The sequence below is a fragment of the Comamonas trifloxystrobinivorans genome (genome assembly GCF_043359985.1).
GTDB lineage: Bacteria > Pseudomonadota > Gammaproteobacteria > Burkholderiales > Burkholderiaceae_C > Comamonas > Comamonas trifloxystrobinivorans.
Map to the genome: position 1 here is coordinate 18,504 of NZ_JBHZGV010000008.1, position 19,419 is coordinate 37,922.

At 63.4% G+C, this 19,419-nt stretch carries 16 protein-coding genes; 9 read left to right on the plus strand and 7 right to left on the minus strand.

Annotated features, from left to right (window positions below; genetic code table 11):
* Positions 1–76: 76 nt before the first annotated feature.
* From ACFIQF_RS10675 to ACFIQF_RS10695, 5 genes are all read right to left on the minus strand, one after another.
* Positions 77–1,621, minus strand: a complete 1,545-nt coding sequence (locus tag ACFIQF_RS10675) for a DegQ family serine endoprotease (RefSeq protein WP_393942658.1) — start codon at positions 1,619–1,621, stop codon at positions 77–79.
* 162 nt (positions 1,622–1,783) lie between these two features.
* Complete coding sequence (locus ACFIQF_RS10680) at positions 1,784–3,427, minus strand: thiamine pyrophosphate-binding protein (RefSeq protein WP_393942660.1); 1,644 nt, start codon at positions 3,425–3,427, stop codon at positions 1,784–1,786.
* Between the two features lie 32 nt (positions 3,428–3,459).
* The gene (locus ACFIQF_RS10685) at positions 3,460–4,428 is read right to left on the minus strand and encodes a Bug family tripartite tricarboxylate transporter substrate binding protein (protein ID WP_393942661.1); all 969 of its coding nucleotides are present in this window, start codon (positions 4,426–4,428) and stop codon (positions 3,460–3,462) included.
* A gap of 172 nt (positions 4,429–4,600) precedes the next feature.
* Positions 4,601–5,950, minus strand: a complete 1,350-nt coding sequence (locus tag ACFIQF_RS10690) for an ATP-binding protein (RefSeq protein ID WP_393942662.1) — start codon at positions 5,948–5,950, stop codon at positions 4,601–4,603.
* The gene (locus tag ACFIQF_RS10695) at positions 5,947–6,615 is read right to left on the minus strand and encodes a response regulator (RefSeq protein ID WP_393942663.1); all 669 of its coding nucleotides are present in this window, start codon (positions 6,613–6,615) and stop codon (positions 5,947–5,949) included. The genes ACFIQF_RS10690 and ACFIQF_RS10695 overlap by 4 nt, the downstream gene beginning before the upstream one ends.
* 620 nt (positions 6,616–7,235) lie before the next feature.
* Here ACFIQF_RS10695 and hpnD point away from each other — a divergent pair.
* Positions 7,236–8,078, plus strand: a complete 843-nt coding sequence (gene hpnD, locus ACFIQF_RS10700) for a presqualene diphosphate synthase HpnD (RefSeq protein ID WP_393942664.1) — start codon at positions 7,236–7,238, stop codon at positions 8,076–8,078.
* A 6-nt stretch (positions 8,079–8,084) separates the two neighbouring features.
* A complete protein-coding gene (gene hpnE / locus ACFIQF_RS10705) occupies positions 8,085–9,374 on the plus strand; it encodes a hydroxysqualene dehydroxylase HpnE (RefSeq protein ID WP_393942666.1) in 1,290 nt (429 codons plus the stop codon).
* 23 nt (positions 9,375–9,397) lie between these two features.
* On the opposite strand, the gene ACFIQF_RS10710 is transcribed toward hpnE, so the two are convergent.
* On the minus strand, positions 9,398–10,132 hold the full coding sequence (locus ACFIQF_RS10710; protein WP_393942668.1) for an HAD family hydrolase: 735 nt from the start codon (positions 10,130–10,132) through the stop codon (positions 9,398–9,400).
* 59 nt (positions 10,133–10,191) lie between these two features.
* On the opposite strand from ACFIQF_RS10710, the gene hemH reads away from it, so the two are divergent.
* The 3 genes from hemH to ACFIQF_RS10725 all read left to right on the plus strand — a co-directional run bounded on the left by hemH (position 10,192) and on the right by ACFIQF_RS10725 (position 14,623).
* On the plus strand, positions 10,192–11,244 hold the full coding sequence (gene hemH, locus ACFIQF_RS10715) for a ferrochelatase (RefSeq protein WP_393942670.1): 1,053 nt from the start codon (positions 10,192–10,194) through the stop codon (positions 11,242–11,244).
* Complete coding sequence (locus ACFIQF_RS10720) at positions 11,241–11,717, plus strand: GNAT family N-acetyltransferase (protein WP_393942672.1); 477 nt, start codon at positions 11,241–11,243, stop codon at positions 11,715–11,717. Before hemH ends, ACFIQF_RS10720 begins: the two co-directional genes overlap by 4 nt.
* A 101-nt stretch (positions 11,718–11,818) precedes the next feature.
* Complete coding sequence (locus ACFIQF_RS10725; protein ID WP_393942674.1) at positions 11,819–14,623, plus strand: AAA family ATPase; 2,805 nt, start codon at positions 11,819–11,821, stop codon at positions 14,621–14,623.
* Between the two features lie 3 nt (positions 14,624–14,626).
* Here ACFIQF_RS10725 and ACFIQF_RS10730 read toward each other — a convergent pair whose 3' ends face one another.
* On the minus strand, positions 14,627–15,526 hold the full coding sequence (locus ACFIQF_RS10730; RefSeq protein ID WP_393942676.1) for a plasmid replication/partition related protein: 900 nt from the start codon (positions 15,524–15,526) through the stop codon (positions 14,627–14,629).
* Positions 15,527–15,808: 282 nt separating this feature from the next.
* On the opposite strand from ACFIQF_RS10730, the gene ACFIQF_RS10735 reads away from it, so the two are divergent.
* From ACFIQF_RS10735 to ACFIQF_RS10750, 4 genes are all read left to right on the plus strand, one after another.
* Complete coding sequence (locus ACFIQF_RS10735; RefSeq protein WP_393942678.1) at positions 15,809–16,756, plus strand: sulfurtransferase; 948 nt, start codon at positions 15,809–15,811, stop codon at positions 16,754–16,756.
* A 51-nt stretch (positions 16,757–16,807) separates the two neighbouring features.
* A complete protein-coding gene (locus ACFIQF_RS10740; protein WP_393942680.1) occupies positions 16,808–17,905 on the plus strand; it encodes a YeeE/YedE thiosulfate transporter family protein in 1,098 nt (365 codons plus the stop codon).
* 17 nt (positions 17,906–17,922) lie between these two features.
* A complete protein-coding gene (locus ACFIQF_RS10745) occupies positions 17,923–18,087 on the plus strand; it encodes a hypothetical protein (protein ID WP_393942682.1) in 165 nt (54 codons plus the stop codon).
* A 201-nt stretch (positions 18,088–18,288) separates the two neighbouring features.
* Entirely contained in the window at positions 18,289–19,338 is a 1,050-nt protein-coding gene (locus ACFIQF_RS10750; RefSeq protein ID WP_393942684.1) for a transporter, read from the plus strand.
* The last annotated feature ends 81 nt before the right edge of the window (positions 19,339–19,419 follow it).

Genomic DNA, 19,419 nt, shown 5'->3' on the forward strand with positions numbered 1-19,419 from the left:
CCCGAGGAGAGTGTAGAGGCAACCGGGCGGTGCAAGTCTGCCGCCCGCCAGGCCTGGCCGGGCTGTCTGCCATCGATCAGCCCAGCTGCACCGGGACGAAAATTTTCTGCCCATTGCGCTCAATCAGCAAGGCCACCGACTTGTCAGACTGCGCCACTTGTTGGCGTAGGGCGTCGATACCGCTGACGGGCACGCCGTTGACCGACAGCACCACATCGCCAGGCTGCACGCCCGCCATGGCGGCCGGGCCGGCGGCGCGCTCCACCACCAAGCCGTTCTGGGCGCCGCTGCCTTGCTTCTCTTGCGGCGTCAGCTCGCGCAGCGCCAGGCCCAGCTTGCCTTTACCCACTTGCTCGTTGGCGGCCTGCTTCACATCTTTGCTGGTGTTGCCCCCCAAAGTGGCTTGCACGCTGGTCGGCTTGCCTTGGCGCCACACCTGCAAATCCGCATTTGCACCCGGGCGTGCCGTGGCAATGGCGGCGGGCAGATCGTTCGACGACACAATAGCCTGGCCGTTGTAGCTGGTGATCACGTCACCGGGCTGCAGGCCAGCCTTGTCAGCAGGGCCGCCTTTTTCCACACTGGCTACCAGCGCACCTTCGGGCTTGGGCAGTTTGAAGGAATCGGCAAACGCCTGGTTCACCTCCTGGATCACCACGCCCAGACGCGCATGCTCCACCTTGCCGTGGGCGACGATCTGGTCCTTGATATTCACCGCCAGGTCAATCGGGATCGCAAATGATAGACCTTGGTAACCACCGCTTCGGCTGTAGATCTGCGAGTTGATGCCCACCACCTCGCCGCGCGTATTGAGCAGCGGGCCGCCGGAGTTACCGGGGTTCACCGCCACATCGGTCTGGATAAAAGGCACGGCGCTGTCGTCGGGCAAAGCGCGGCCTTTGGCGCTGACCACGCCGGCCGTCACCGAGTTGTCAAAGCCAAACGGCGAACCAATCGCCAGCACCCATTCGCCTTGCTGCACGGCCTTGGAATCGCCCAGCTTGGCCACCGGCAAATCCTTGGCATCGATCTTGAGCACGGCAATATCGGTCTTGGCATCCGAGCCCAGCACCTTGGCCTTGAACTCGCGCCGATCCGTCAGCTTGACGGTCACCGTCTTGGCGCCTTTGACAACGTGGGCATTGGTCAAAATCGTGCCATCGGCGCTGACGATAAAGCCCGAGCCCTCGCCCGCCATCGGCACCTCTTGCGGCATCTGCCGGCCAAAGCCACGCTGGCCCTGTTGCGGCATGGGCAAACCAAACTGCTTGAAGAACTGCAGCATGGGATCGTCCGGATCCATCTGCGAGCCGCGGTTGGCCGAGGGCGCTGCATCCGCATCATCGTCCCCATCGTCATTGCCAACCGTGCGCGTGCCTCGCACGCTGATATTCACCACCGCAGGCCCTGCCTGCGCCGTGATGGAGCTGAAATTGGGCAAAGCCACCGCCGCTGGCGCCACCGCGCTGGGCGCTGCTTGCGCCACTACCGCAGGCACTTGCGCCTGCGCATTCTTTTGCAGGTGCTGCACCGCCGTCGCGCCTACACCACCCAACACACCAGCAGCCAGCAAGGCCGCCACCAGTTTTTTGGAACCCAGTTGGAAAGCAGAACCGTTCATCTTGCACTCCTCTAACGCATGTTTTGTCAATGCGCACAGTGTGAAGAGCAAGACTTAGAGGAGGCTTAGAACTTGCTTAGGCGAGGCTTAGGTGGATGATGGAATGGCTGGCTGCTGCGACTGCCAGTTGGCATTACCGGTGTTGGCATTCCAAGTGGCCGTTCAAGACTTGCGATACGGAAAATAGGCAGGTGCTTCACCAATGGCCAGCATGTCTACCTCCACCAGCGCAAGCCCCGGCATATTGGCAAACTGCGCCACGGTGGGTGCCAAGTCATCAGCCAGCGCCACCTTGGCATAGGCCATGCCGGCCGATTGCGCCAGCGATTGAAAGTCGGGTGGTGCCAGATCGCCATAGACCCTGCGCCCGCCAAAGTTCGCATCCTGCATGTGTTTGATCACGCCGTAGCCCGCGTCGTTCATCACGATGCACAGCATGTCGAGTTTTTCCTGCATGGCTGTCCACAGCTCACACACATTCATCACAAAACCGGCATCGCCACTCAACACCACAGTCTTGGCACTCTGGGCGGCAAACGCTGCGCCTATGCCCAAAGGCAAGCCTTGGCCGATGCCAGCGCCTACCGGGTGCATGGCATCGCGTGGGCCATAGATTTCGAACAGGCGATTACCCCAGGTCGAATTGGCTACGGTGATATCCCGCGCCCAGACTGCATTTCTGGGCAGTTGCTTGCGCAGTTGTTCGGCGAAGTGCTCGTAGGGCCCCAGCGTTTTGGCAAACGACTGACGCGCCTGGCGCTTCATGCTGGCGAACTGCTCATGGTAGTGAGGTTCTGCCTGGTAGCCATCGCCCAAGCAAGCCACCAGCCGCTCCAGCACATCTTGTGCATCGCCATGAACGAAGTACTCGCAATCGTAAGCACGGCCATGCGCTGCGGTGTCGATATCGATCTGCACCCGGCGCGCTGGCAAGGCCAAACTCTGGTCAACCGTTTCCTGCCCACGCAACCGGGAACCGACAACCAGCATCAGATCCACTGTCTGGTAGAAGTCGACCACCTCGGGCGCGCCTGTGCCGTTGAGACCGCCGAGGTTTTGCGGATGGTCTTCGGGGACGATGCCCCGCCCCGCCCAGCTCGACACCATGCCAAAGCCCATGTCCAGCAACTGCTGCAAAGGCTTGCTGCAGGCCAAGGCACCACGCCCCACCCACAGCATGGGGCGCTTGGCCTGGCGCACCCGTCGGGCCAGCTCGTCAATGGCTTTATCGCTGGCGCGCACGGGCTCCGGCAGGGCCAGTGGCGAGCTTTGCCATGCAGGAATGGCAACCGGGAGCTTTTGTACATCGATGGGGATTTCCACGCTCACCGGCCCCATGGGCGGCGTCAGTGCTTGCGTGGCGGCCATTTGCAGAATACGGGCGGCATCTTCCGCACGCTCAATCCGGTAACTGGCCTTGCACACGCTTTGCAGCATGCCAAGTTGATCGCGCACATTGTGCGTAGCGCCGGTGTCGCGGCCCAAGAATTGGCGAGGCACCTGCCCGGTGATGTGCAGCAACGGCGTGGAGGCGAACGACGCCTCCAGCAAACCGGAAACCGTGTTGGCAGCTCCCGGCCCCGTACTTGAAACCAGCACGCCCAGCTTGCCGCTGCGGCGTGCATAGCCGTCGGCCATATGGGCAGCGCCCATTTCGCCGCGTGTCATCACCACGCGCATGCCGCCTTGGCGTGCTATACCGTCCATGATCGGAATGTTGTGCACCGAGATAATGCCGAAAATCAGCTCCGTATCGATAGCGTGCAGAAAGCGGGCGACCAGATCGCCGACGTTGGTTATGGACATGGTTTGAATCGCGTTGGAAGTCTTGGGTCTGTTTACTGGCTGGCCTGTACATCGGGCGCCAGCTTTTTGAAGAATTCGTAGTCGTAGGCAATCCGTTTTTTCAGCTCAGCAACGGAGACCGGATCCAGGTCGTAGCCAGAGTTCTCCATGTCAGCCACAAAGCTGGCATCCGCCACAATTTTTTGGTTGGCTTGCGCGAGCGCATCCACTACGTCCGGTGGCGTTTGTGCCGGCGCCAGCAATCCGATCCAGCCTTCAAAATTGAAATCCGGGTAGCCGGCCTCCACCATCGTCGGTGTATCTGGCAGCTTCTTGTTGCGCGTGGGCGATGTCAGCGCCAGCGCCCGCACGCTGCCGCTTTGCACTTGCGCAACTGCCGTCGTGTTCAGATCGAAGAGAATTGCGACCCGGTTTGCCATCAGCTCCGCCATTGCCGGAGCGTTGCCCTTGAAGGGCACATGCGTCATCGACAAGCCCGCGTATTTGCCCAGTAGCACACCCGAGAGATGGTTCGATGAGCCATTGCCGGCAGATGCATAAGTCAGCTGCCCAGGGTTGGCTTTGCCAAAATCCACCAGTTGCTGCAGCGTCTTGTAAGGCGACTGCTGCCCCACCAGCAGCACGTTGGTGTATTTGACCACCGAGCCTATCGGCGAAAAATCCTTGATGGGATCAAAACTGGTGGCCGTGACAGCCGGCGTGATGCTGATCGTCGGGCTGGCAACGAAGTACAGCGTGTAGCCATTGGGCGCGGCGTTTTTGACAAAGCTGGCCGCCACAGTACCGCTCGCCCCGGCCTTGTTTTCCACCACCACGCTTTGGCCCAGCAGCTCGGAGAGCTTTTGCCCGTACTTGCGGGCCACGATATCGACCGAGCCTCCCGGCGAGTAACCTACCACCAGCTTGATGGGCTGGTTGGGAAAAGACTTGGGTTGAGCTGAGGCTATGCTGCCCCAAACACAGCCCAGAGCCAGGGCAAGCACTGCAACGCGGTGGATCATGAGGGTCTCCTGATGGTTCTTATGTCCTCCCTTTATCCGCGAGCAGCCGATAAGCCGAATCCCTGCAAACCCTAGAGGTTCGCAGATTGAATGGAACGATTCTCGTGGCGAATCCCACCACCAGCAGCAGCTTGCGACCACCCACTTTTGCGCTGTTCAGCGCAGCAGCGGATCAGAACACCACCTGCACCCGCAAGCCGCCCAGTTGCGGCGATTCATCCAGCAGCAGGCGCGCCTGGTGCTGGCGTGCTACAGCGGCCACGATGGCCAGGCCCAAACCGCTGCCGTGAGCGCTGGTGCCGGGCACGCGGTAGAAGCGGTCCAGCACGCGTTCGCGCTCTTCGGCGGCGATGCCGGGGCCGCTGTCTTCCACACTCAGTACGGCCGCGCCGTCGGCACCCCAAGTGCATTGCACTTGGCCGCCGGTGGGCGTGTAGCGCAGAGCATTTTCCAGCAGATTGCGCAGTAGCAGCGCCAGCGCATCGGGCTGACCAATAACCTGGGGGGCGGCCGGGTCAGTAGTACACAGCAGTTGCAGGCCCGCTTGCTGCGCGAGGGGCTGCAGCTCTTCCACGCTGCGCTGGCACAGTTGCGCCATGTCGACTGGCTGCGGTGGCGCGGCCTGCATTTGGCCGGCCTCTTGGCGGGCCAGCGACAGGAGCTGCTCGACCATGCGCGTGGCGCGGTCGATGCCAGCGGTAACGCGCTCGCTGGCAACGCGGCGAGCCGCATCGTCCGGTGCGCGCGCCAGGCTTTGCACTTGCAGACGCAAAGCGGCCAGCGGCGTGCGCAGCTCGTGGGCGGCATCGCCGACAAAGCGCTGCAAAGCATCAAACGCGGCTTGCAGACGCGCCAGCAGCAAGTTCATCTCTTGCACCAGCGGCTGCACTTCCTGTGGCAGATCACCCTCGGGCAGCGGCGACAAATCATCCGCCTTGCGGGCTGCCAGTTGCTCACGCGTGCGCTGCAGCGGCGCCAGTGTGCGCGCCACTACCCACCACACCACCAGCATGATCAGTGGCGCCAGCAACAGCACTGGCGCGATGGAGCGCAGCGCCACGTCGCCAGCCATTTGGCGGCGCGATGCCATTTCTTGCGCCACCTGAATCACCTGCGTGGGCGTTTGCAAGGCATAGATGCGAAAAGCCGTGCCCTGCGCTCGCGCATCGCTGAAACCCAGCACTGCCACTTGCGGCAGCAAGCGGGCGTTGCTGGAGCGGTAGAGCATGATGCCGTCGGCGCGCCAGATCTGCACGATCATGTCTTGCGCCCGGCCTTGCGGATCGCTCAGCGCGTCTGACGCCACTTCTGACGCTAGGCCGGCGGATAAGGCCAGTGCAATGCGCTGCATCTGGCCGTCAAACAAAGCCTCAGTCTCGGCGCTCGCGGTACGGTAGATACTGAACGCTTGCACGCAAGCGGCCACAGCCACTACGGCCAGCAATGCCCAACTCAGGCGGGCACGCAGCGAGAAGCTTTTGCCGCTGGTGCGCTGCGCATCGGCCTGGCCGGCGCTGTTCACTCTGCGTTCTCCGCAGGCACCAGATAGCCCAGGCCGCGCACGTTCTGGATCAGCTCGGCGCCCAGCTTTTTGCGCACGCCGTGGATATACACCTCCACCGCATTGCTGCTGACGTCGTCGCGCCAGGAATAGAGCTTTTCTTCGAGCTGCGCACGCGACAACACCCTACCCGGGCGCGCCAGCAGCGGCTCCAGCACGGCCCATTCGCGGGCCGAGAGGCTGACCGGTTTGCCGTCGACAAAAGCCTCGCGGGTGGCAGGCACGATGCGCACGGCGCCCCAAACGTATTCCGGCTCGGCCCGGCCACTGGCGCGGCGCAAGAGGGCGCGAATGCGCGCCAGCAGCTCGTCGAGATCGTAGGGTTTGATGATGTAGTCGTCCGCACCGGCGTCCAGACCGGCCACGCGCTCGGCGATGGCGTCGCGCGCTGTGGCAACCAGCACCGGCGTGCGCTGTTTGCGGCTGCGCATCTCGCGCAGCACCTGCAGGCCGTCCACCTGGGGCAGGCCCAGGTCGAGCAGCACGAGATCGTATTCGCCGGTGGCCAGCGCCGTTTGCGCCATGGCCCCGTCTTTGACCCAATCTACCGCCCAGTGTTCGGCGCGCAGTGCGTCCAGCACCACTTCGCCAATCATGTGATCGTCTTCTACCAAGAGTATGCGCATGGGCGAATTATGAGCACAGAGACGACTTTGTGGCAGCAGCCAGCCTTGCTTGTTGCCAGCCCCGCCATGCGCCTGGGAGCAGAAAAATGGGCTGGCCGCCGCAATGGCTGCCAGCCCTTCTTCATATATTTGAGGCAAAAAATCAGCTGCAAACTGTGCATCAATCACACCGCTTGCAGCTGATTACCACGTAACAGTGTTGGTAGATCCAACACCGGCAGCATCTGCTTTGACTCACCCTCATGAGGCAGATGTGCTCTCCTCTTCCCCCTCCTTGGAGAGTTGAATTATATGCATATAATGATGTTGATTTACGTTTTCTATTGCGCACGAAACTTAATCTGGAACAAGAAACCAACATTTCTTCGCGCTATTCTACTGGGCCTATAAGGAAATACAACAACTTAATTAGTTGTTTTTCCTACAGAAATTGCGATTTTGCCTGACACGAAGCTGACACCTTCCAGACAATGTCAACAAAATTACTCGCCACAGTAAAAACCCGGTTTTGTAAGCGTTTGCCGTTGCACCTGCACCGAAACAGTGCAACACCGCGCATCTCACCCTGCCATCGCCCGCTTGCACGCCAAGCCGCCAGCCCATGGGACAATACGCCCCCTATGACCACGCCCCAGCAGTACGTACAAGACAAGGCCGCCGCCTCGGGCAGCAGCTTTTACTACGCCTTTCTCTTCCTGCCCAAGGACCGGCGGGCGGCCATTACCGCCTTCTACGCCTTTTGCCGTGAGGTGGACGATGTGGTCGACGAGGTGAGCGACCCCGGCGTGGCCGCCACCAAGCTGGCCTGGTGGCAGGGCGAGGTGCGCAAGAGCTTTGCCGGCCAGCCCAGCCACCCGGTGATGCAGGCGCTGATGCCGCACGCGCAGGCCTTTGGTATCCGCGCCGAGCATTTGCTGGCGGTGGTGGAAGGCTGCCAGATGGATCTGGAGCAAACCCGTTACCTCGATTTTGCCGGCCTGCAGCGCTACTGCCACCTGGTGGCAGGCGTGGTGGGCGAAGTGGCAGCGCGCATTTTTGGCCAGAGCAGCGAGCAGACCACGCAGTACGCGCACAAGCTGGGCTTGGCTTTTCAGCTGACCAATATCATCCGCGACGTGGGCGAAGACGCCATGCGCGGCCGCATCTATCTGCCGGTCAACGAGTTGCAGCAGTTCGATGTGAAAGCGCATGAAATCCTCAACCGCAAATACTCCGACCGCTTTGCCGCGCTCATGAAGTTCCAGGCCGAGCGCGCCCACCGTTTGTACGACGAAGCGCTGGCCCTGCTGCCGCCGCAAGATCTGCGCGCCCAAAAGCCCGGCCTGATGATGGCCAGCATCTACCGCACCTTGTTGCGCGAGATCGAGAGCGACCAGTTCCAGGTGCTGCACCAGCGCATCAGCCTCACGCCGCTGCGCAAGCTCTGGCTGGCCTGGCGCATGCAAGCGCTGGGGCGCATGTAAACGGGCATGGCAAGCCAACGCATCGCCGTCATTGGCGGCGGCTGGGCCGGCATGGCCGCAGCGGTGGAGCTGGCGTCTACCACCGCCCACAAAGTGACGGTGTACGAGGCCGCCAGCCACTGGGGCGGGCGCGCCCGCGGCATGGCACTGCAGTTACCCAACGGCCAGCAGGTGAGCGCGGACAACGGCCAGCACATTCTGATTGGCGCCTACACCGCCTGCCGCGCGCTGATGGAGCGCGTGGGCGTCAACGCCGAAGCGGCTTTTGCACAAATGCCGCTGAGCATGCGCTACCCCGACGGCTCCGGCATCCAGTTCCCCGATTGGCCCACGCCCTGGGATGCGCTGTGGGGCATTGCCAGCGCGCGGGGCTGGTCGCTGGCCGAGCGCAGCCAGCTTTTGCTGCGCAGCGCCCGCTGGCGGCGCCAGGGCTTTCGCTGCGCGCCGCAAACCACGGTGGCCGATTTGTGCCATGGCTTGCCGCAGCGCTTGCTGGCCGAGTTTTTTGATCCGCTGTGCATCTCGGCACTCAACACACCCATTGAGCAGGCCAGCGGCCAGGTGTTTTTGCGCGTGTTGCAAGACAGCCTGTTTGCTGTGGCCAAAGGCTCGCAATTCTGGCTGCCGCAGATCGATCTTGGCAGCCTCTTCCCTGGCACTGCCGTGGAATGGCTGGCTGCCCGCGGCCACAACAGTTACAGCAGCCGACGCGTGCAGCAGATCGCGCAAACGCCTCAAGGCTGGCAGGTACAAGGCATTCCGTTCGATGCGGTAGTGCTGGCAACGCCCGCTTGGGAAAGCGCTCGCCTGGTAGCCGCCGCCCTGCCGCAGGCGCAAGAATGGGCGCAGTGCGCGCAAGCGCTGCAGCACACGGCCATTGCCACCGTCTACGCCTGGCAAGGCCCGGGCTGCGGCCCGGCTCGCCTCTTGCCTGCGCCCATGCTGGCTTTGCACAACAGTGCGGAGCAGCCTGCGCAGTTTGTCTTTGACCGCGGCCAACTGGGCGGCCCGGCAGGTTTGTTGGCCTTTGTCATCAGCACCAGCGTGGGCAGCCGCGCCGAGATTGAGCAGCATGTGATCGCCCAGGCCAAAGCGCAGTTGGGGCTGGATCTGCAAGCCCTGCAAACCGTGGTGGAAAAGCGCGCCACCTTCGCCTGCACGCCCGGCCTGTTGCGGCCCGAGTTGGCCATTGCGCCCGGCCTGGTGGCTTGCGGCGACTATATTGACGGGCCTTACCCCGCCACCTTGGAAGGCGCGGTGCGCAGCGGCATTGCTGCCGCTCACGCGCTGCGCTGAATGGTCCGATTTAGCAGCTCGATTCAGCGGCCCAGCAGCTGGCACAGCTCAGCCAGATCGCGCACCATCGCCTGCGGCGCGGCACTGGCCAGCGGCCACTGCAAATGTGCGGCTTCGGCGGCAGTCTGGTGGTGCTCCAACTCTTGGCGCTGTACCCAGGCGGTTTGCATGCCGCAGGCCAGTGCGCCTTGCACATCCAAAGCGGCGTCATCGCCCACATGCAAGAAGGCATGGAGCGGCACATCCAGGGCCTGGGCTGCGGCCTGGAAGATGCGCGCATCGGGCTTGGCAGCGCCCACCTCGTGCGCGCTGGCCGCCGCCTTGAACCAGGGCGACAAACCCACCAGGTCCAGCCGCGCATTGCCGTTGGACACTGCTACCAAAGGGTAGCGGGCCGAGAGCCACACCAGCGCGTCTTCCACCTCGGCAAACCAGCTCACCTGGTTGCGCGCCGCATAGAACCGGGCAAAGGTGGGCTCCACCAGCTCAAGCGAATCACCTGCATGCGCCAGCGCACGGCGGATGAACTCCTGGCGGAAATGCGTCATGTCATGCGCCATGTGCGCAAAATCGGTGCGCACCGACAAGCGGATGGTGCTGGCCGCTGCTTTGTCCTGCAGCAAGGCCGCCGTAGATGGCGCGTGCTCGCTCAAAAAAGCGTGCTGCGCGGCCTCGGCCGCCTTCAAAGTGGGCAGCACGGGCCACAAGGTATCGTCCAGGTCGAGGCTGATGGCGCGGATTCGGGAGATGTCTAGCATGGCCGGCATTTTGCCCGTGAAGCCGGTGCCGGCAAGGCCAAACTGCGACAATCCCTGCCATGGCTCCACGCTTTCGCCCCGAACCGCAGACTTCTCCCGGCCCCATCCGCACCGGCATTTTGCTGTGCAACCTGGGCACCCCCGACGCGCCCACCACCGCCGCCACGCGCCGCTACCTGGCCGAATTTCTGAGCGACCAGCGCGTGGTGGAGATTCCGCCACTGGTCTGGAAGCCGCTGCTGCACGGCATCATCTTGCGCACGCGGCCCGCCAAATCGGCCGCCAAGTACCAGACGGTGTGGACGCCCGAGGGATCGCCGCTGCTGGTGTGGACCACCAAACAAGCCAAGCTCCTGCGCGGCTGGCTCGGTGAAGCCGGCCACCAGGTGCTGGTGCGGCCGGCCATGCGTTACGGCACGCCGTCCATTGCCAGCCAGCTCGATGCTTTCAAGGCCGAGGGCGTAGACCGAGTGCTGGTGCTGCCGCTGTACCCGCAGTACTCGGCCACCACCACGGCCAGCGTGATCGATGCCGTCAATGCCTGGACCCAGGACGTGCGCGCCATTCCCGAGCTGCGTTTTGTCGGCGATTACCACGATCACCCGGGCTACATCGCCGCGCTGGCTGCCTCGGTGCGCAAACAATGGCAAAGCGATGGCCGTGCCGAAAAGCTGGTGCTCAGCTTCCACGGCATTCCCGAGCGCAATGTGCGCCTGGGCGATCCGTACGAGCGCCAATCGCGCGCCACCGCCCGCTTGCTGGCCGCCGAGCTGGGCTTGCAAGAGAGCGAATACCTGGTCACCTTCCAGTCGCGCTTTGGCAAGGCCAAATGGTTGGAGCCGTACACCGAACCCAGCCTGATTGCGCTGGCTAAGCAAGGTGTCAAGCACGTACAAATCATGTGCCCGGGCTTTGCCGCCGACTGCCTGGAAACGCTGGAAGAAATCAACCAGGAAGTGCGCGAAGCCTTTGTCCACGCCGGTGGCCAGCGCTTTGACTACATTCCCTGCCTCAACGACCAGCCCGGCTGGATCACCGCGCTGAGCGAGCTGGCCCAGCAACACCTGCAAGGCTGGTCCACCCAGCGGCGCAGCGCTGCGCCCCAAGCATGATGCAGCTCGTTCCCTACACCGCAGACTGGCACGATCAGGTCAGCCGGCTCACCATCCTTCCGCACCAGCAGCCCTTCATTGGCGATCTGCCAGCGCTGCTGCAAACACTGGGCAGCCAGGGCTTGAGCGGCCACGTCATGGCACAAAACGGCACGGCGGTCGGTTTTTTCCGCCTGGACGAGTGCTTTGCCAGCAGCCACCCGTTTGCGCCCGCCAATGCCATCGGCTTGCGCTCTTTCCTGGTGGGCCAGGATTTTCAAGGCCGCGGCTACGCCAAGCAGGCGCTGCTGGCCTTGCCCGCCTATCTGCAGGCGCAGGCGCTGACCGGCGGCGATCTCTACCTCACCGTCAACTGCAAAAACACCAGCGCCTACCAGCTCTACCTGCACTGCGGCTTTCTCGACACCGGCGAGCTGTACCTGGGCGGCAGCTACGGGCCGCAACACGCCATGGTGCTGGCGCGCAACCCCTGAGCGCCCGCCAGCCAGGCTGCGCTGAACAAGCGCTACAGTAGCTATCCAAAGCAGGCCCGCGTGGCGAGCCTGCCGACTTCTTACCCAAGGAACCGTCTCCATTGTCTGAATCTCGCCCCTCCGCTGTCGCCCATCCCTCTGGCTGTGCCGAGCTGCTGCAGCCCGCTCAGTTGCGCCTGGCCATCGACCCGGCCAGCCTCGGCTTTGCCAGCACGGCCGAACTGCTGGGCACGCCCATCTCCTGGGTGGGCCAGCAACGCGCCCAGGCGGCTGCCGAATTTGGCCTGTCGGTGCTGCAGCCCGATTACCACCTGTTTGTGCTGGGCGACGAAGGCAGCGGCCGCACCTCGCTGCTACGCCAAGCCATGCAAGCAGCAGCCAGCCGACGCCCTGCCGCGCCCGATTTGGCCTTTGTGCACAACTTTGCGCTGCCCGAGCGCCCGCTGGCCGTGCGCCTGCCCGCTGGCCAAGGCCGCACCTTGCGCAAGCGCGTGGAAAACCTGGTCGAAAAACTGCCCGAACAACTGGACAAGCTGGTCAACGAAACACCGCACCGCCGCCAAATTGAGCAGCTCTACAACCAGGCGCGCCAGGCCGAGGAAGCCGGCTTTGTAGCGCTGTGCGATTGGGCCGGCCAAATGGGCCTGCGCATTCGGCGCGACGAAGGCCAACTGGTGGTGGAAAGCGCCAGCAACGACGAAGCCGATGGCGCAGACAACAAACCTGCCAGCCACGCTGACGCTGCCGCAACAAACGCGCCAGAATCGGACAGCGCCCAAAACCTTGGCCTGGATAGCGCGCCCCAAGAAACCAACACCGCGCAGCCAGATTCCCATGTACAAGCAGAACCAGAAAGCTTGGCTGACGCTGCAGATATGGCAGACACCGATGCGGACACCGCAGCCGCTGCGCCAGCCCCAGCGCACGAGCCCGCCGCCGAAGGCTACGCGCAAGCCATTTCGCACGCGGCGCCCAGCGCGCCTGTCGATCTGGAATACCAGCTGCGCTTGCAGTTGGCGCAGTTCCGCAGCCAGATGCGTGCCGCCCAGCACAGCCGCGACCAGGCCTTGCAACTGTTCTACCAATCGCTCGCCACGCCGCTGTGGCAGGCTGCCGCTGCCCAGGCGCTCGATGGCTTGACGCCCGCTGCCGACGACCTGGCCACCTTGCAACGCTGGCTAGCGCAAATGCAGGCCGAATGGCTCAAGAACATGGCTCTGTGGGTGCCACGCAGCATTGCACAAGACGCCGACGCCCTGCTCGACACCACCGACAGCCTGGAAGGCGAAGGCGAAAGCCAGGACGCCCGCGACGAAGCCCGCGCGCGCCAGCACGCCAAGTTGCGTGCGCTCAAGCACCGGAGCCAGCTCAACCTGGTGGTCGACCACCACGGCGAAACACGGGCACCCGTGGTGCTGGAAGACCAGCCCAGCCTGCGCAACCTGTTTGGCACCATCGACCCGGCCGACGACGAAGACCGGCACAGCGATTTCTCCTGCATCCGCGCCGGCAGCCTGCTGCGTGCCGATGGCGGCTACCTGCTGCTGCACCTGCGCGACATGGCGGGCGACGAAGCCTGCTGGCAAGCGCTGCGCCGCGTGCTGCGCACGCGCCAACTGCGCATTGACGATGTGCACGCCAGCCAAGGCCCCAGCAGCGCTGGTGGGTTGCTGCCCGAGCTGCTGCAGCTCAACGTCAAACTGGTGCTGATCGGCTCGGAAGAAAGCTACTACCAGCTGCAAGAAAACGACCCCGACATGGCCCGCCGCTTTCGCGTGAAGGTGGAATTTGCCGAACAGTTCAAAGCCACGCCCGCCACCTACCGCGCCACGGCGGCCTTGATTGCGCAGCGCTGCGCCCTGTACCAATTGCCTCAGTGCGATGCCAGCGCCGTGGCCCGTCTGCTGGAGCAATCGCATCGCGAGGCGGACGACCAGCAGCGCCAAAGCGGCCAACTCGGCCCGCTGGAAGCCCTGCTGATTGAAAGCGCGCAATGGGCCCAGCCCGGCCGCGCCAACCGCCTGGTGAATGCGGCAGATGTGGATGCCGCCATTGCCGCCCGCCGCCAGCGCCACAACGCCATGGAAGAGGCGCTGCACGACGCCATCGACGACGGCGAGCACATGATCGCCTTCAGCGGCACCCGCATCGGCCAGGTCAACGGCCTCTCGCAAATCGACACCGGCGACTACCGTTTTGGCCTGCCTGTGCGCATCAGCGCCCGCACCTATGCCGGCCAAGACGGGTTGGTCAACATCGAGCGCGAAGTCGCCATGTCCGGCCCCATCCACGACAAAGGCGTGCTCATCCTGCAAAGCTACCTGACCGCGCTATTCGGCCATCTGGCGCCGCTGGCACTGAATGCATCGGTGGTGTTTGAGCAGGAATACAGCGGCGTCGAAGGCGATTCGGCCAGCTGCGCGGAGCTGTATGCGCTGCTCTCGTCGCTCTCAGGCGTGCCACTGCTGCAAAACATTGCCGTCACCGGCGCGCTCAACCAGCACGGCGAAGTGCTGCCGGTAGGCGGCCTCAACGAAAAGATTGAAGGCTGGTTCGACCTGTGCGTACAACACGGCCTAGACGGCAGCCACGGCGTGCTGATCCCCGCGCGCAACCAGCGCCACCTGATGCTGGCACCACGTGTGGTGGATGCCGTGACCGCCGGGCGCTTCCACGTCTACACCGCATCGCACGTGGCCCAGGGCCTGGCCTTGATGATGGGCCAGTGCGACCCTGCAACCAGCACCAACGCCGCGCCACACCAGTTGCCGCAAGCCGTGCTCCAAGGCGCCGAAGCCAGCCTGCTGCAATACCGCCGCGCCGTGCAACACGCCGAAACCACCCGCCCCCGCGTGCAGCGGGCGCGCACACGCCAAGTGCGCCAACTGGCGCAGCCGCGAGGCTGAGCTTTAGAAAGCGGGCTCGTCCGAAGCTGGCAGATCGCTGGAATTGGCAGCCGCCAGCTGCAAGCGCAGCTGGGCGTTCTCGTTTTCCAGTTCCTGCACGCGGGCGCGCAACTCGCTGATCTGCTGCTGGGCTTTGTCCAGCGCAGCATCCACGGCTTCGGCGCCGTGGGCCAATGCGGCGGGCGCTTGCTCGGCGGCGGCGTCGGGCTTGTCTTCCTTGGGCTTGCGCTTGGCATCGCGCACACTCTTCACTACTTTTTTCAGCTCGTCCTTGCCGCCCTGAGCTGCGGCCTGCTGCTCGTCCTTGGGCAGGGTGGCCACCACGGCGGCGGCGTTGATCGAGATATCGCCCGCCTTCAAAGCCTCGACCAACTCTGGCGCCGCGTTTTTCTGGATCTTTTCGATCTGCGCCACCTGGCTGCTCGACAGGCGGGCAGCCTTGGCAATCGCTTCGCGGGTAGCGACTTTCTCCAGCTCGGCCGCATCAACCGGCGAGAAGGCCTCGTCAGCATTTGCCACCGCAGGCGCTTCGCCTTCAGCGGCGGGCTCTGCCGCTACCGGATGCGCTTTCTCCAGCTTGCGGTGCTCCAGAATCTCGCGCTTGCGCAGCGCCAGCACGCCCCGTTGAAAATCCGACACGCTGCGGCGGCCCAGGTGCTGGTCAATCATCCACAGATACACATCCTCCATGCTCTGGAAATGCGTGTTCTGCACCGTGTTGAAAGGCAGGCCGTGCTTTTGGCAGATGCCGTAGCGGTTGTGCCCATCGACCAGCACATTGCCCCACAGCACCAGCGCATCGCGGCAGCCTTCAGCCAGGATGCTGCGCTCCAGCGACGCGTACTCGTCCGGGGTCAGTGGGTCGATATAGGCTTTGAGTTCTTCGTTGACAACAATATCCATAACGCAGCACGGCGGCCAATAGCCGCCGCTTGGGTAAACAGTAAAACAATTGCTGCCGATTGTAGAAGCCGCCCCGCGCAGGGGTCGCTTGACAAGGATTTGGGAAACCGTCCCGGCTCGCATGCGGCGGCTCAGCGCCAACAGCATTCCGCGCTGAAGAGCGACCTCCCACCTGCCAGCGCTGCTCGATATAACCTTTTCGTCATATCTTTCATTGTTAAAGATGGTTTGATCAGTAAGCAAAGCGGGGGACAATGCGGGCCATTCCCTAGGACTGTCTCTATGAAATCCCTCGTTCTTGCCGCTGGCCTGCTGTGGGCCAGCGCCTGTGCAACGGCTGCGCAGCCCTTGCTCTCGCCGGCCGAGTTGGTGACTGCGCAGCAGGCCACGCCTGCGCCGGTAGTCATCGATATCCGCGATCCCAAACTCTTTGCCGCTGGCCATATTCCTGGCGCGCTGAACGCACCTTATGGCAAGTGGCGCGGCCCAGCCACCAACCCGGGCGAACTGCCCGACATCAGCAAGCTGACCACGCTGGTGCAGTCGCTGGGCCTCACGCCTGCCACGCACGCGGTGGTGGTTTCCACCGGTGCCGACACCACCGATTTTGGTGCCATGGCGCGTGTGTATTGGACGCTCAAGGCGCTGGGCCTGAAAGAGCTCTCCATTGTCAACGGCGGCATGAAAAGCTGGGTGGCTGACGGCAAATCCGTCAGCCAAGGCGATGCACCAGCCGTAGCCGCCAGCAACTACCAGCCTCAGCTCGACGAGAACCTGATCGCCACCCGCGAGCAAGTGCGCCAGCACGTGGATTTGAGCAACGCCGCCCTGGTCGATTCGCGCCCCGATGCTTTCTACAAAGGTGAGACGCGTGCACCCGCAGCCAAGCTCTCAGGCACCTTGCCGGGCGCGCAACAGCTGGATTTCAACCAGTGGTTTGTCAAAGGCACAACGCAGTTTGTCGACGCGGCTACGGCCAAGCAGATTGCCGACAAGATCAGCCGCAAAGACGGCCAGGACACGGTGGCTTTCTGCAACACCGGCCACTGGGCAGCCACCGATTGGTTCGGTCTGAGCGAGATGGCCGGCCTGCCGAACGTGAAGCTGTACGCCGGCTCGATGGTCGATTGGACGCAGCAACCCGATGCGCCCGCCATGCAAAACCAGCCCGGCCGCGCCGAATCGCTGGCCTATGACGCCAAGCAGTGGTGGCAGCGCAAGTTCAAGTGAACTGGGGCTTAGAGCGCCAGCCACTCTCCAACGGATAACTACAAGATTTTTATGAAGCGACTTCCCTTGTCGGTGCTGATGGCCGCCTTTTTTGGCTGGCTGTTGTGGACCGTGTCGGTGCGCCAGGCGGCGCTGTTTTTGGTGGGTATTGGCCTGGGTGCGATTTTGGCCGGCCAGCGCTTTGGCTTTACCACCGGCTGGCGCATGCTGGTCGAAGACAAAGACCCGCGCGGCGTCTTTGGCCAGTTGCTGCTGCTGGCACTGGCAGCCGCCATGGCCATGCCGCTGCTCGGCTACTTCCCAGAGTTGACCGCAGCGCTCGGCCCACCCAGCATCAGCCTGCTCGTAGGCGCTTTTGTGTTTGGTCTGTGCATGCAAATTGCCGACGGCTGCGGCAGCGGCACGCTGTACAAGGCGGGCATGGGCATCCCCATGAACACGGCGATTTTGCCGATGTTCGCGATTGGCAGCTTCCTCGGTTCGCTGCACCTGGGCTGGTGGCTGGATCTGGGCCGCATGCCGGCTGTCGGCCTGGTCAGCACCTGGGGCTGGGCGCCAGCGTTGGGCGCTACCTTGTTGGCGCTGCTGGTGATCGGCTTTGCCGTGAAAGCCTACTGCGCCAGCGCCAATACAGCCCTGCAACGCAACACGCCACCAGTGTGGCAACGCAAGTGGGTGATGGGCGCTATCGGCTTGGCCATTTTTGCCACACTGAACCTGGTGATTGCCGGCCAGCCTTGGGGCGTGGTTTACGGCTTTGGCCTGTGGGCCGCCAAGCTGGCCAACGGCGCAGGTTTGGTGGATTTGGCCGGCAACTGGTTCTGGAGCCAGCCGGGCAATGCACAGCGCTTGCAAGAGACGGTGTTGCTCGACATCACCAGCATCACCAATATCGGCATTCTGGCCGGCGCGCTGTGGATTGCTGCCGGCAAACCCGCCGCTGCCAAGGCGTTGACGGGCACGCAGTGGATCGTGGCGCTGGTCGCAGGCCTGGTGCTTGGCTACAGCTCGCGCCTGGCCTTTGGCTGCAATGTGGGTGCCATGCTCTCGGGCATCAGCACCGGCAGCATCCACGGCTGGATCTGGGTGCCGCTGGCCTTTGTCGGCACGATTTTCGGGCTGCGCATTCGCCGCCATTTCGGTTTTTAAAGCGCAAGGAATTCACCATGAACACCACTATTTTGCGCAGCGCTTTCTGGATTGTGCTGGTCGCTTTCATCGCCTGGGATTACAGCCACAGCAAGCCGGTCGATCTGCGCTACGAAGCGCCGCTGATCGCTGCCGGCTCAGGCCAACACGCCAGCGGCGGCCACTGCTCGATGCCAGACTGAGCGCCAGCCAGCAACTACACCCCAGCCATGTGCGGCCCAAGCCCACATGGCTTTTTTGTTGTCAACCGCATTCCTGAGCCGCCGGCTACCCAGCACAGACCGTGTTTCGAAAAAGTGACGTCAGCATGACAGTCACATATCCGTCACACACAGCGCCAACAATGGCGCTTTTCCCCGCCTTGGGTGCTTTGGAGCGCTGCGTTGACCGATTCTGACTGGCAGGAGCCGGACTCTCCTCCTTTTTTCACGCCGCCCGACCAAAGCGGCCTGGTCTGGGCCTTTGCGTTTGATGGCGGAGATGCGGCGCTTGCCTTGTCGCCGCAAGAGGTGCATCAGCGCCTGGCTGCCGAGCAGCCGCCGCGGGCTGGCAGCTTTGTCTGGTTGCATTTCAACCTGAGCCATGCGCACTGCCTGCGCTGGTTGCAGCAATATGCCGGGCTGGATGAGCAGTTTTACGAGGCGCTGCGCGAAGGCTTGGCGTCCACCCGCATCGAGCGGCTGGAGCACACGCTGCTGGCCGTCATCAACGATATCGACTTTGATTTCCACTTTGAATCCAGCGACATCCACACCTTGTGGATCCATGTGTCGCCCACGGTGGTGATCTCGGCGCGCACGCACCCGCTGCGCTCGGTAGATACCTTGCGCCAACACATCCGCAATGGCGACCGGCCGCAGTCGAGCACCGAGCTGCTGGAGCGCCTGCTGCGCGCCCAGGCCGATGTGCTGGTGCGCATTGTGCGTGATGTGACCCAGCGCGTGGACCAGATCGAGGACCAGTTGCTCGGCGGCCGCGTGCGCATGCAGCCGCGCCAACTGGGCGCGCTGCGCCGCTTGCTGGTGCGCTTCAAACGCTTGCTGGCGCCCGAGCCTTCGGCGCTGTTCCGCCTGCTGCAGACGCCGCCGCGCTGGATCAGTGAGAGCGATCTGCAAGGCCTGCGCGCTGCCAGCGAAGAGTTCTCGGTGTTCTTGCGCGATATGCAATCGCTGGAAGAGCGCATCAAACTGCTGCAGGAAGAGATTGCAGCCAGCATCAACGAGGACACCAACCGCTCGCTCTACACGCTGACCATGATCACCGTGCTGGCCCTGCCGGTGAACCTGATGGCCGGCCTCTTCGGCATGAACGTCGGCGGCATTCCGCTGGCGCAAGACGCGAACGGCTTCTGGATCGTGGTGGGCGTGATCGTGCTGTTCTCCGTGCTGGTGGCGCTGTGGCTGCTGCGCAAGCGCCGCGGGCCGCGCTCTTAGGGGCTTTTGCAGGGAATACCGGCAACCGTGTTTTGTAGAATCTGCGGCTGGGTGTCGTCACATGGGGTGCAGCGGCAGGTG